General features: G+C 29.6%; 10 protein-coding genes. 3 read left to right on the top strand and 7 right to left on the bottom strand.

Translation table 11 applies throughout. From position 1 onward, the window contains the following. Window positions 1–295: 295 nt before the first annotated feature. From KPL38_RS14710 to argB, 5 genes are all read right to left on the bottom strand, one after another. Window positions 296–1,012: a FadR/GntR family transcriptional regulator gene (locus tag KPL38_RS14710; RefSeq protein WP_216289901.1), complete on the bottom strand. Its 717-nt coding sequence runs from the start codon at window positions 1,010–1,012 to the stop codon at window positions 296–298. A gap of 385 nt (window positions 1,013–1,397) precedes the next feature. Next, on the bottom strand, window positions 1,398–3,110 hold the full coding sequence (locus tag KPL38_RS14715; protein WP_216289902.1) for a methyl-accepting chemotaxis protein: 1,713 nt from the start codon (window positions 3,108–3,110) through the stop codon (window positions 1,398–1,400). A gap of 258 nt (window positions 3,111–3,368) precedes the next feature. Beyond that, entirely contained in the window at window positions 3,369–4,484 is a 1,116-nt protein-coding gene (locus tag KPL38_RS14720; RefSeq protein ID WP_216289903.1) for a M20 metallopeptidase family protein, read from the bottom strand. A gap of 31 nt (window positions 4,485–4,515) precedes the next feature. Next, the gene (locus KPL38_RS14725; protein WP_216289904.1) at window positions 4,516–5,682 is read right to left on the bottom strand and encodes an aspartate aminotransferase family protein; all 1,167 of its coding nucleotides are present in this window, start codon (window positions 5,680–5,682) and stop codon (window positions 4,516–4,518) included. Beyond that, on the bottom strand, window positions 5,682–6,557 hold the full coding sequence (gene argB, locus KPL38_RS14730) for an acetylglutamate kinase (protein ID WP_216289905.1): 876 nt from the start codon (window positions 6,555–6,557) through the stop codon (window positions 5,682–5,684). Before argB ends, KPL38_RS14725 begins: the two co-directional genes overlap by 1 nt. Window positions 6,558–6,734: 177 nt before the next feature. Between argB and argC the strand changes: the two genes are divergently transcribed. After that, window positions 6,735–7,775: an N-acetyl-gamma-glutamyl-phosphate reductase gene (gene argC, locus KPL38_RS14735; RefSeq protein WP_216289906.1), complete on the top strand. Its 1,041-nt coding sequence runs from the start codon at window positions 6,735–6,737 to the stop codon at window positions 7,773–7,775. A gap of 79 nt (window positions 7,776–7,854) precedes the next feature. After that, complete coding sequence (locus KPL38_RS14740) at window positions 7,855–8,388, top strand: GNAT family N-acetyltransferase (protein WP_216289907.1); 534 nt, start codon at window positions 7,855–7,857, stop codon at window positions 8,386–8,388. A gap of 107 nt (window positions 8,389–8,495) precedes the next feature. Here KPL38_RS14740 and KPL38_RS14745 read toward each other — a convergent pair whose 3' ends face one another. Next, window positions 8,496–8,909 (bottom strand): hypothetical protein, encoded by a 414-nt coding sequence (locus KPL38_RS14745; protein WP_216289908.1) that lies wholly within the window; start codon window positions 8,907–8,909, stop codon window positions 8,496–8,498. 48 nt (window positions 8,910–8,957) lie between these two features. Further along, the gene (locus KPL38_RS14750; protein WP_376769039.1) at window positions 8,958–11,903 is read right to left on the bottom strand and encodes a DEAD/DEAH box helicase; all 2,946 of its coding nucleotides are present in this window, start codon (window positions 11,901–11,903) and stop codon (window positions 8,958–8,960) included. Between the two features lie 519 nt (window positions 11,904–12,422). On the opposite strand from KPL38_RS14750, the gene KPL38_RS14755 reads away from it, so the two are divergent. After that, window positions 12,423–13,472: a resuscitation-promoting factor gene (locus KPL38_RS14755; protein ID WP_216289909.1), complete on the top strand. Its 1,050-nt coding sequence runs from the start codon at window positions 12,423–12,425 to the stop codon at window positions 13,470–13,472. The last annotated feature ends 438 nt before the right edge of the window (window positions 13,473–13,910 follow it).

Genomic DNA, 13,910 nt, shown 5'->3' on the forward strand with positions numbered 1-13,910 from the left:
ACAAATAAAGCAACATTAAATTTCTTCAGGATACATTTTCACTTTTCAACCCACATTCTAAATCCTAATATTTCCATTATTGTTTTTTCATAAGTTAGTTAACACTATCATATTTTGTATAGAAATTATAAACATAATTTTAATGGTCAAATGGTCTGACCAATTTATACGTTTATAATAACACACTATTTAGAATATTTCTATGATTGTTAAAAAGTTAACTTTGTTTAATTGCTTCGTAAAAAATAAAAATGAGAGCACTATTATTACCCTCATATTAAGTTCACCTAAAATTTTATATTGCTTTGTTTTTTTTTTCAATTTTATACTTATTTGCAAAATCTAAATGTTCTCGCATTGCCTTCCTTGCAGCTATAGAGCTATGTTGCTCTATAGCTAAATAAATCGCATTATGTTGAGAAAAAAGTATTTTCTTATTTCCTTCGTGAACTATTATTAATTTTCTTGCATCAACAATAAAATGATCTACAAGCGTAGAAACAGTTTTAAGAATGTTAAATATTAAAATATTTCCGGAACATTCTGCAATCTTATAATGAAACTCTTTGTCTATATCAGCAGTAATAGCCTCCTCTTCGCCCTCAGACTTCATGAATCTTTCAGTGATTTCTCTTAATTCATCCAATTGCACACTAGTTATTCTCTTTGAAGCGAGACCTGAAGCCTCCACTTCCATAATTTTTCTAAGCTCCCATATCTCTTCTTTATTGCTTCCCTCTAACATAAACATAATCGATAGTGGCTCAAATAAATTGTCTTGAAAACTTGCTTTTATATAGCTGCCTTCTCCTTGTTTGCACTCAATTAAACCAATAACTTCTAATGCTCTGAGTGCTTCACGAATGGAGGCTCTACTCACCTGTAATTGTTGTACTAAATTTCTCTCTGATGGAAGTTTATCTCCTTTTTTAAGGGTACCTTCATCAATCATACTCCTTATTTGCTTTATTACCTGTTCATAAACTTTTGTGCTCTTTATTGGACTAAACATTTTATGCACCCTGGATACTTATCCAAACACTTAAATGTTAAGTTTACAAGTCTACCCATTATGTGTTTCCTCCCTCTAATATTCAAATACCTTTCATTATATATATTATAACATAATAATTACAAACCTATATTCATAATTACATTTGTATATTAAAACAATTATAAAAAATCCCAGTGAATTTTTCAACAGAAATATCATAACTATTAAAACATAAATTTATAAATATACTAAATATGTCTAAATATTGATAATATTTTCACATTATAAACGTTGTTGTTTTGCTTTATAATAAATAAAATATAAAATATTATGCTGATTAATATTAAAAAACCTATAAGCTTATAAAAGTTTATAGGTTTTACGTTCTTTTTGCACCATTATTTTACAGTTTAAATTTTTGGACCATACCATTTAATTTTTCAGCAAGTATCGCTTGGCTTTGAGATGCTTTCGTTATTTCGCTAATTGCCATAACCGATTCATTAACACTTGTGAGTATTTCTTCTGAGCTAGCAACTGATTCCTCCGCTGTAGCCGAAACATTTTCAATTGCCTTTTTAATCTCAGATACAGTCTCATTTACTATATTCATTGAACCTCCAATGTTTGAGGACATCTTATTAAAAACTACAGCATCCTCATTATACTGCTTACTTATATCTACCAGTAATACATAATCTGGTTTAACTTTATTAACCATGAAACTCAATACATCTTTAGCATTTGTTGAAAGATTTTGGAATGCTTTTTCAACTTTCTCAGTTACTTCTTGAATTCTTTTAACTGCCACTTCTGACTCTTCAGCTAATTTTCTAACTTCGTCAGCAACTACGGCAAACCCCTTGCCCTGTTCTCCTGCTCTCGCCGCTTCAATCGCAGCATTAAGTGCAAGAAGATTTGTCTGACTTGCTATATCTCCTATTTCCTCTGCCATTATCTTAACTTCACTTACAACCATCCCTTCATCAATTGCCTTTAATATTTTTTCTCGCTTCTCAGCATATAGTTTATTAGTATTATTGAGATTATCTTCAGCACCGCTTCTAATCTTAATTGTTTTTACTTCTATGTCATTTGAAAGTTTATTTCCATCATTTGCTCTACCAGTAACTTCAGCCACATTCTCTGCAATACTCTCTGTAGTAGCATTTACCTCTTGTGTTGTAGCACTTAACTGTTCTGCCCCCATTGATACCTGTTTTACTGATTCATTAACGAGTTCCATTTTTGATGATATTTCTTCTGTAGTAGCAGATAGTTCCTCACTGGTTGCACTAATATCTGTTGCACTTTCTGAAATTTCGCCAATTAACATTTTTAAATTTCTTACAGCTTTATTTATTGAGCTTGCTAACATTCCAATCTCACTTTTATTATTAATATCTACGGTTTTTGATAAATCGTTCTCAGAAAGAGAATCTGCTACTAGCACTACTTTCTTTATCTGTCTTGAAATTGATATTGCTATTATTAAACCTAGAGTAATTGCAAGAAATAATCCTAGAACTGTTATTACTAAAATTTTAGTTGATGCACTATTAAATGATGATTGGCTATTATCATAATCAACTTTTGCCATGCTTTTAGTTAAATCTAGCTCTTTCTGTAGCGATATGAGCATCGATACTCTGCTTTTTGCAAGACTCAAAATAAGTGCATTTGCTTTTTTGTAATCACCGACATCAGCTTGTTTAATTAATTCATTATAACCCGTACTATAATTCTGGAGTAATCTTTCAAATTCTGTGAATTGTTGCCTATCTAAATTGGTTGTAATAGTAGTTTTATAACTTATTATAAGACTCTTATTGATGGCTTCAAGACCTGCAATATCACCTTTGTTTTTTAGTAAATCACCTTTATTTATAGGATCAGCAACCAACAATAAATCTCCTCTAATTTCTAATAGATTTGCCTTTATATTTACAACATCTTCAACACCCTTCAAATCAAGATTATAAATGTTTTTAAGATTTCCATCTATTTTGTTCATGTTAGACAGTCCTATAAACCCAACTACCCCTATAAATAATGCTACCAGTACAAAAGACGAGACTAGTTTTTGAACCATTTTTAAGTCATTTAAACATTTCATTAATCATCACTCCCCAACCTAAATTTTACTTTTGTTATAAAATTACTAACTTTTGATGCTATGTTAATTTATAATTCATAAATTACTAAGTTTTTTTATCATCTTAATATAATCGTTAATTTTAATTATAACTTTAACATAATTTAATCTCTTAGATGTGTTAAGGCCTGATACTAAGTTTATAGTATCAGGCCTTATTTTATATTTAAACGATATTTGTTCATCCATTAATATTTTAAAACTTAAGTTAAATCTACATTAATACTCTAATGAAAGTATAAAATTTGTTATTACATAAATCCCATTGAAAATAGCTTTCTCAGAGGCATCAAAGCTTGGAGAGTGAAGGAAGTGGATACCTTTTTTATTATCTTTTATACCTAGTCTAAAGTGCACTGAGGGAACCTTTTGTGAAAAAAATGCAAAGTCATCTGATGTAAATGATTTTTCTAATGGTGAAACATTATTTTCGCCTATAAGTTTTTTTGTAGTATCAATAAAACTATTAGTTAGTTTTTCATCACTAATTAAAGGAGGATATTGAAAATCATAATTTAACTCAACCTTGCAACCATATTTTTCTGCACATAACCTGGAATTCTTTAATATATCTTCATATAACTTATTGCGAAGTTCATTATTGAAGGTTCTAACAGTACCTAAAACATCACATTCTTCTGCTATTACATTATTAGCATTTCCACATTTAATAGATGCAAAAGTGATTACATGTGAATCCAGCGGGTTATTTTCTATTTTTGATTGTATATTAGTGCTTTGAATAAATTCCATAGCTGGATACATTGGATTCTTACATAAATGTGGAGTAGCAGCATGTCCACCCTTACCTGTGAATTTCACATGGAAATCATCTACTGATGCCATTGATGCTTCACTTGCAACTTCTAATGTACCAACTGGTACATTAGGCCACACATGAAATCCAATCATACAATTAACTTTTGGATTCGTTAGTACGCCAGCCTTTATCATTAGATCCGCTCCACCTGTAGTTTCTTCACCTGGTTCAAAAATGAATTTTACCGTTTTATTAAAGCCTATTTTTTTAAGTATAAATGCAGTTCCTAAAACAATTGCCATGTGATAATCATGACCGCAAGCATGAGAAACTCCCTTTACAGGCAATGCATCCATATCAGCCCTAACCGCAATGCAATTATCACCAATGTTTAGAGTTGCAACCACTCCAGTGTTTACAATTTTCTGAGCATCTATATTTATATTTTTTAAAAAATTAACGATGATATCTTGAGTCTTATACTCTTTAAATGCTAACTCAGCATTAGCATTTAATTTTATCCTCAGTTCTTTTATAATACCAACATTTTCCTTTATAAGTTCTTTAATATCCAAATTATCACCGCCTATATTGTAACCCTAATTCTTAGATTTTAGATATTACTGCTTCAAGAATATCTAATGCTTCATCAATATCAGGCTTTGTAACATTAAGAGGAGGAAGTAATCTTACCACATTATTTCCAGCTGCAATCACGAGCAATTTCTTATCAAAGCATAATTTACAAAATTTCTTTGTATCAGTTTTTAGTTTTATTCCAATTAATAACCCTATACCTTTTATTTCATCTATAACACCATATTTTTCTTTTATATTAAGTAATCTTGCCTTTATATAAGCGCTTTTTTCATCAACTTTATCTATAATTCCACCATCTACAAGCTGCGTTAAAACTGCAACGCCAACCGCACATGCAAGTGGATTTCCTCCAAATGTACTTCCATGGTCACCTGGCACAAAAGCAGTTGAAGCTTTTTTATTAGTAATAGTTGCCCCAATTGGAAAACCACCACCAAGAGCCTTAGCAATACCTACTACATCAGGAATAACAGAAAATTTTTTATAAGCAAAAAGACTTCCAAGACGTCCCATTCCGCATTGTACTTCATCAAAAATTAATAGAGCATCATATTTATCACACAACTCTCTTGCTGCTTTTAAGAACTCTATTGTTGCGATATTTATTCCGCCCTCTCCTTGAATTGGTTCTATTATTACAGCACATACCTTGTCATTAACATTCTTTTTTAAATCTTCTACATCATTAAATTGTACCTTTTGTGTTCCTCCAATTAGTGGGCGGAAATCCTTTTGATATTTTTCCTGACCAGTAACTGATAACGAACCCATAGTTCTACCATGAAAAGATTCATCCATATATATAAGTACGTTTTTATCTTTAGTTGTACTTAATGATCCATATTTTCTCGCTATCTTAAGTGCTGACTCTATAGCTTCTGTACCACTATTACAAAAGAATACTTTATCATGATCACAGTTTTCTATTAATTTTTTTGCAAGTAACTTGTGAGGAGTATTCCAATAATAATTAGAACTCTGCATAAGCTTACTACTTTGAGTAGTTATTGCCTTTATAATCGCAGGATTACTATGTCCAAGACAATTTACTGCAACTCCTGAGACGAAATCCACATATTCATTACCCTCTGTGTCATAGATTTTACATCCAAGTCCCTTTTCAAATGTAACATCGTACCTTCCGTAAGTGTTCATTATATTATTTTCTTCCATTAAATTGCTCCTTTCGCTGTTATAATTTTAGTTCCACTATCCTTAATTATATTTAATAATAAGCCGTGTTTTTTTCTTCCATCGACTAAATGAACATTCTTAGCTCCCTTATTTATTGCAGCAACGCAACACTCAAGCTTTGGAATCATTCCACCATAAATCATACCCTTACTTATAAATTCTTTAGTTTGAGCAACTGTTATTGACGATAAAAGAGTTGTTGGATCCGTTATATCTGTATATACACCATCTATATCTGTCATAATTAACAGCTTTTCAGCTTTAAGTACTCCACTAATAGCTGCCGCTGCATAATCTGCATTTATATTATAACTATTTCCTTCACATCCTACGCCTACAGGAGATATAACTGGGATATACTTGCTCTTTAGCAAGGTAAGTAATACCTTTGTATTAATCTTTGCTACCTCTCCAACGAAACCTATATCAATTTTTTTGTTATCATCATAAATGTACTTCTTTTTAGCTTGAATTAAATTACTGTCTCTACCACTTATACCTATAGCATTTAACCCTCTAAGACTTAAGATTGAAGATAATCTTTTATTAACATTGCCTGAGAGTACCATCTCTACTATTTCCATAGTATCTTTATTTGTAACTCTCAGTCCATTTATAAACTTGTTTTCACCGCCAGTTTTCTTTACCCATTTGCTAATCAAAGGGCCTCCACCATGTACTATAACAACTTTTATGCCGGCACTTGTCATAAGTTCTATATCGTCTACAAAAGCTTCCTTAGCTGCATCATTGCTCATTATACTTCCGCCATATTTTATAACAAAGGTTTTACCCTCGTATTTATTCATTTGCAAAAAATCTTTTTTGTTTGTGCCATTATTTAATATATTCATTGTAGCCTCCAAGCCAATAATAAAGTTTTATTAATTGTACAACTATTTGTTTGAATGTACAACCTTTTGAATAATTATACATCATTATGAATAAATATTCAATATGATATTGATTTATTTTTATTTTTATTGTATAATACTTTTTATTAACAAAAATTGAAGGCAAGGTGATACGATATGATAAAAGCAGGTATAATAGGTGCTACTGGCTATGCTGGTGAACAACTGGCATGGTTTTTATACAAGCATCCAAATGTTAATGTAGAATTTTATGCTTCACATAATTATGCAGGAATTAAGTATAATGAGCTTTATAATAACTTCTATGGTTATATAGAAGATGTTTGTGTCAGTATGGAAACCGCTATAAGTAAATTATCTAGTATAAATGTTCTTTTTACTGCTATGCCTCATGGGAAAACTTTTAAAATAGCGCAGAAAGCACTATTCCTTGGTGTAAAAGTAATAGATTTAGGTGCTGATTTTAGATTAAAATCTAAAGATGAATATGAAGAATGGTATAAAGTGAAACATGAATGTGCAAACCTTCTACCAATGGCTGTTTATGGCCTCACTGAATTAAATAGAGAAGATATAAAAGGTTGCAGCCTCTTAGCTAACCCAGGTTGTTACCCTACCGCTACTATTTTAGGTCTTACTCCACTTTTAAAAAACAATTTGATACAGCCAAATTCTATAATTGTTGATGCAAAATCAGGTGTATCTGGAGCTGGTAGATCAGCAAATATTGCATCACTTTTTACAGAATGCAACGAATCAATTAAAGCTTATGCTGTTGCTAGTCATCGACACACTCCAGAGATTGAACAAGAACTTAGTAAAGCCTCAAAGGACAATAATATTAAGATATGTTTTACTCCACATTTAGTACCTATGAATCGTGGAATATTATCAACTTGTTATAGTTCTCTTGCTGTAGACATATCGACTAGTGAACTTATATCTTTATATAGAGATTTTTACAAAGATGATTGTTTTGTAAAGATTCTTGATGGTTTACCTGAAACCAGATGGGTAAGAGGCTCTAATTTATGTCATATTGGAATAAAGGTAGATAAACGTACAAATAGAGTAATAGTAATATCTGCTATTGATAATTTAATTAAAGGTGCTGCAGGTCAAGCTGTACAAAACATGAATATTATGTTTGGGATTGAGGAAACTACAGGACTGGATATTATTTCTATGGCACCTTAACACTATAAACTTGTAATCGCTATTAAATATATTGTCAATTTAATCGTAATTATAAAAATATGATAATGGGGGTAGATAAATGGACAAAATGTTCTTTGAAGTTAGAAGAGCTGTCACTAGTGACATTGGAAAAATACGAATACTTGCAAAAAAGTCTTTTAAGTTGTATTCCAAAAATGCGGGAATTAGGGGTTTGGTTGCACCTTTTGAGGAGACATATGATGATGTATATAAAGCTATAAAAAATACTAACGTTTTTGTGGCTCTATCAAACGATGAAGTTATTGGTAGTGTGCGAATTGAAGTTAAACCAGATCATAGTGCTTATTTAAGCAGATTTGGTGTTTCATCTCTTCATCAAAATAATGGTATTGGTAAAATACTAATGAACGCAGTTGATATTGCAATGGTAGAACTAGGCGTTACCTGCTTATATCTTCATACTGCATCTAGAATGTTTTCACTTATTAGATTTTATTATGGAAGGTGTTTTTATATAAAATCAACCAATAATGATCGTGGATATATTAGAGCATTGCTATGCAAAGAATACAAGTCAGAAGTGATTGAAAAATCTATAGATAATATTAATTGCAAAAATGCAGCAATTTAACGACATTTCAGAAGTCGTTAATGCATCTCTTTCAGAGATGTTACAGTGACCCAGGAGATGATTTAAAGGGGTACTAAGTTTAATTTAGTACTCCTTTTCACTGTTTACTATTCTATTTGCGTTATAAGTTTCCTCATAGTATCCTTTAATTTAAGTTCCGTGGTATTTTCTGTTGCTATAATTATAATAAGTTTTATACAATTATCTGATTTATTCCATTTGTAAGCTTTTATGTCTAATACGGCACCCTCAGGAACATATTCCTTAATTTCTCTCGCTATTTCTTCAGACAATAAAAGGTATTTTTCAAATAATTCATCTTCAGTTAAATCATCTAAATTACATTTATTTTTCAATAAGTCATTTAAATGATTTATTTTTATACTTAAATTAAAAGCTAATACATCGTCCCTTTTTGTTCCTTTACTCATGTCCTTAACTACTTTAAACTCTGTACTTTTATCAATTATACCTTTTACTACATTACTTTCAATAATTTGGTTATTAAATTCTACATACATTCTTACATCTCCATATAATTTTATTTTTTGCATTATATACTCACATATCTAAGGCCTAAGAATCTCAAGAAGTTCCTCTTTTGTAAGCTTTCCTAGAGACTCACTATTAGTTAGTTCTCCTGTAATTACACTATCTATTATATCTTTTTTATTTTCTTGTAATGAAATGATTTTTTCTTCAATGGTTCCCTTAGCAACTAGCTTAATTACTTCAACAACATTTCTTTGACCGATTCTATGAGCTCTATCTGTTGCTTGATTCTCTACTGCAGGATTCCACCAGGGGTCAAAATGGATAACTAAATTAGCTGATGTTAAGTTAAGACCTGTTCCCCCTGCCCTAAGTGATATTAAGAATACTAATCTATCTTGGCTGTTATTAAATTCATTTACCAATTTAATTCTATCTTTAGAGTTTGTTTTCCCATCCAGATAAAAATAAGAAATTCCTTTCTCGCTTAATTCCTTTCCTATGTTTTTAAGTACTGATGTAAATTGGGAAAATAATAATACCTTCCCCCCTTCACCTATATGTTTTTGAATAAGCTCTGTTGCAATTTTTAGCTTTCCACTTCCACCATTATACTCATCGACTACAAGTGAAGGGTCTAAACATATTTGTCTTAGCCTAGTTAAATAAGAAAAAATCTCAATTTTCTTTCCTTCATTATTTTTCATTTCTCCTTGTACAAACTTAATATAAGATTTATATATGGACTTCTGAGCTGTCGTCATCTCAACTATAAATTTTTTTTCTATTTTATCTGGTAATTCTTTAAGCACTTCTTTTTTAGTTCTTCTCAATAAGAAAGGTTTAATTAATGACCTAAGTTCTCCTAAATTACATTCCTTACTATAAATGAATTTTGATTCAAATGTTTCTTTTGTAAATAAATATTCCGGCATTATAAAATCAAATATAGACCAAAGTTCTGTTAAATTGTTTTCTATTGGAGTTCCTGTTAGTGCAAATCTTACTTTTGCTTTAACATCTTTAATTACTTTTGCGTTTTGTGCTTTATAATTTTTTATATTTTGTGCTTCATCTATAATACAATTATCAAAGGTTATATTATCATATAACTTTATGTCCATCCTCAAAGTTCCGTATGTTGTTAATATTATATCATAATCCTCTAAATTATTAATTAGTTTAATCCTATCACTTTTTCTTCCATGCACAATTGCAACTCGCAAACAAGGTGCAAATTTGTCTAATTCTACCTTCCAATTATAAACAAGTGATGTTGGACTTATGACTATAGATTTTGTATTTTGCTCAGATAATATAAAAGCTATTATTTGAATAGTTTTGCCAAGACCCATCTCATCTGCTAGAATCCCACCAAAACCTAAAATACTTAGACTTTTAAGCCACTTAAAACCATCAATTTGATATCCTCTTAGTTTAGCCTTTAAGTTCACTGGTATATTTATCTCTTTTTTGTTTAGATAATCATAAGTATTTTCTACGTTTTCAAGAAATTTGGATCCTTTAATAAATTCAAGATGGTTTTCTTTTATCTTCGCATCTAAGTATAGTGCCTTAGCTTTTCCTAGATGCATTAATCCATTTTCTGATTTTTCATTTGTATTTAATACCCATATTAGGTCAAAAAAGTTACTAAAACCTGGGTCTGCAAAATCGAGAAAGTCATTATTCTTGGTTTTATAAAATTTCTTCTTTTGCTTATATGAGGAAAAAACATCCTTCAATTCTCCATCTTTTATGCCCTCTATTCCATAAGAAAATTCATAATAACTATAGTTATCCTTAATCTCTGCTTTTATAGCCGTAGAATCATATATTTTCATTTGTTTAAGGCCGTCTCCAAATGTAACATTTCCAAGAGAATATAAATTATTTCCATTTTTACTTAAAATGTTAAATAATTCATCATCGCCACCTATAAACAATAACCGTTTATCTCTTTTTATAAATCTAAACTTCTCTAACTTCATAAATATTTTGTCTTCTTCTTTATAATCACGTATAATATTATTTTCAATTTTGTTATCCTTTAATATGGAAATTTTCTTATTACCATAAATTATATTTAAGTCACAATAAATATCACTACCAATTTTATAAATATAAAACTCTGGCTTCATAAAATCTTTCGCAAAGGTTTTCACGTTTTTACTAATATTTACATCATTTGAAATGTTGCTTAGAACTATTATAAGTTTATTATAATTCTCCATATTAGCGTGATATAAAATTTCCCCATTTTCTTTTAACTTTTTACATATTGAAATATAACTTTTAATTTGATTTTGAGATGGTAAATATAGCGTCCAATTAAATAAATACACATCATTCCCATCATTTAGAGATATTGGGAACTCCTTATGTGTAGTCAGAACAAAGTAATTATTTCGTATTTTGACTGTAAAACTTATTGGTAAATTTTTATCTACTATCGGTGCTTCAAACTCAAAGCCATCATAATTCAACCTAATTTTTTTATAATTAAGTTTTTCTAGAAAAGTTCTCAATTCATTAGGTTTGATTTTCACTTTCTCCTTACCTATTTCATATTGTGCCTCGTAATATGTTGGCCCTTTTGAAACGATGCGAACTAACTTTATATTTCTATTTAAAGTTTTTTTATCTAAATTATTCTTCTTAATCTTATATGATTTTACATTTCTAGAAGAATTGTTTTTGATAGTTAAATTAAAAAATCTATATGCTGTCGCCGTTAAATGACTACACATAAAAGAATAACCTTCTGTAGAAAGTGCTTTGAAATCATGACAAGTACATTTTATACTATCTAATTTTTTCTTTAATAAATCTATTTTTATATACGTGTTAAATTCACTTGATTTAGTGCTATTGTTAACATTTCCATATATATTATATAAATCGTCTATTTTTTTCACTTTAATCTTGGTAACACGGCCACTATTAAAAGCCTTCTGTCCCTCTATTCTCATTTGATTAGAAGATGATTTGAATAATATATTTTGTAACTCCTTTAATTTCAAAACATTGCCTCCATCCAAATAATATTTCTAAAATAGCTAGAATTATATTAAATAAAATTTTACATGATACCTTAATTATAACACTTTATAACAAGTTAGAATAAGAGTCAAATAAGTCAGTTTTATGAACACTTTGTGACTATTCCAGCTTTTGTAAACATATACATGCATTATGGCGACGATTTTTCCATACTTTGTATATTTGCATTGACACTCATTTGCCACATAAAGATAAACATGCTATAATGTTATTACAATTATTAGGCGAACCATATATTGGTATGGCACACATGAATCCCCTACTTCTCATGCATCTTTTGAGAGTGTTTTTAGATCTTTATCATTTAGAAATACTGTAACTTGAGCATCTGACATAAGTAGTTAAGTATATTTAAAAATAGACTAAAATATTAAATATCTATTATATAAAAAAATACTTTATACTGATATTTATAATAGGAGATGATTATTATTATTAAATTTATTAAAAATAAACGGACAAGAATAGCGATTGGATTTATGCTAATAACAATAATTGCATGCTTAGGTATTTACATGAGTACTCTAAGAAAGGTTATTACAGTTGTTGTAGATGGTAGTCCGAGTAAATTAGTAACTTATCAAAAAACATTAGGCAACGCTTTAAACAAATCTAATATTAGTTTAGGTGTAAAGGATAAAATAAATAAACCTTTAAATTCAAAAATAATTGATAATAGCATCATTACTATAAATCGTGCAATAAATATTAAAGTCTTTGTAGACAATAAACAACTTAATATCAAGTCTGCTGAAAAAAATGTTACTGAAATGTTATCTGCTCAAAAAATTTCAATAGCCTCAAGTGATAGGGTTTCTCCCTCTGCTAAATCCAAATTATCTAAAAACATGGATATTAAAATAACAAGAATTAATACAAAAACTATACAACAATTAAGTCCAATCGATTTTAATACAGTTTTTAAAAAAGATAATACTTTGTTAAAATCTAAAAGTAACGTCTCCCAAACTGGTGTAAAAGGCGAAAAAAAGATTACTTTAAATGTGACATATGAAAATGGTAAAGAAAAAAGCAGGAAGGTTGTTAAAGAAACTTTAGTTAAAAAGCCTCAGAACAAAATTATAGTTCAAGGTAATTTACCTGCTAAAACGTACTCAAGAGGTAAGTCCTCAAATTCTACTGTAAAAGTAATTAATACTAAATCATCTATAAAAGTTGTTAAAGTCAGTACTACTCCCAAATTTACTAAAAAATCTCCTTCCAGAGGATCATCAAATACATCTGGAAAGACTCTCTATGTTAAATCCACTGCATATTCTGCAACAAACGGAGCAAGTACAGCCTCCGGAAGAAAGGCTGTACGTAATGCAAGTGGCTATAGCACCATAGCAGTAGACCCTAGTCTAATTCCATTAGGAACAAAATTATATATTGAAGGTTACGGCAATGCTATTGCAGCTGATACTGGGTCTGCAATACAAGGAAAAGTTATTGATTTGTTTTTTAACACTAATGAGGAAGCATGTAGTTGGGGTGTAAGATACTTGAAAATTCACATACTTAATTAAAATATTACGTATAATTTGATAAATATAATGAAAACTGCCATGGAAGTTATTTCTGTGGCAGTTTTTATTTTGTAACTTCATATAATCTATAAATATATTTTTTTAGTTGATTATTATGTGGTAAGAATACTTGTTGCGCTTTTGGTTTGAAAAAATCATAAACTTCATTGGTCTTAATTTGACATACTCGACATGATATAGTAAACTTTGTTAATATAAAACTTAAATAAGACAGTTCTAAACCATCCTGTCTATAAACAAAACTAGGACGTAACTACCGTTTTAGGTAGTTTTTTTGTTTAAAATGTAATTTATGGTTTTTTGTTTCGATAGTGTTAACTAACTTATGAAAAAACAATAATGGAAATATTAGGATTTAGAATGTGGGTTGAAAAGTGAAAATGTATCCTGAAGAAATTTAATGTTGCTTTATTTGTT

Source organism: Clostridium psychrophilum, from assembly GCF_018861705.1.
In the GTDB taxonomy this organism is placed as follows: domain Bacteria; phylum Bacillota; class Clostridia; order Clostridiales; family Clostridiaceae; genus Clostridium_AD; species Clostridium_AD psychrophilum.

Bases quoted from the DNA above. Each gene is read 5' to 3' on its own strand.
- KPL38_RS14755 (WP_216289909.1), top strand. From the start codon at position 12,423: ATGCTAATAACAATAATTGCATGCTTAGGTATTTACATGAGTACTCTA.
- KPL38_RS14710 (WP_216289901.1), bottom strand. From the start codon at position 1,012: ATGTTTAGTCCAATAAAGAGCACAAAAGTTTATGAACAGGTAATAAAG.
- KPL38_RS14725 (WP_216289904.1), bottom strand. From the start codon at position 5,682: ATGGAAGAAAATAATATAATGAACACTTACGGAAGGTACGATGTTACA.
- argC (WP_216289906.1), top strand. From the start codon at position 6,735: ATGATAAAAGCAGGTATAATAGGTGCTACTGGCTATGCTGGTGAACAA.
- KPL38_RS14715 (WP_216289902.1), bottom strand. From the start codon at position 3,110: ATGAAATGTTTAAATGACTTAAAAATGGTTCAAAAACTAGTCTCGTCT.
- argB (WP_216289905.1), bottom strand. From the start codon at position 6,557: ATGAATATATTAAATAATGGCACAAACAAAAAAGATTTTTTGCAAATG.
- KPL38_RS14740 (WP_216289907.1), top strand. From the start codon at position 7,855: ATGGACAAAATGTTCTTTGAAGTTAGAAGAGCTGTCACTAGTGACATT.
- KPL38_RS14745 (WP_216289908.1), bottom strand. From the start codon at position 8,909: ATGTATGTAGAATTTAATAACCAAATTATTGAAAGTAATGTAGTAAAA.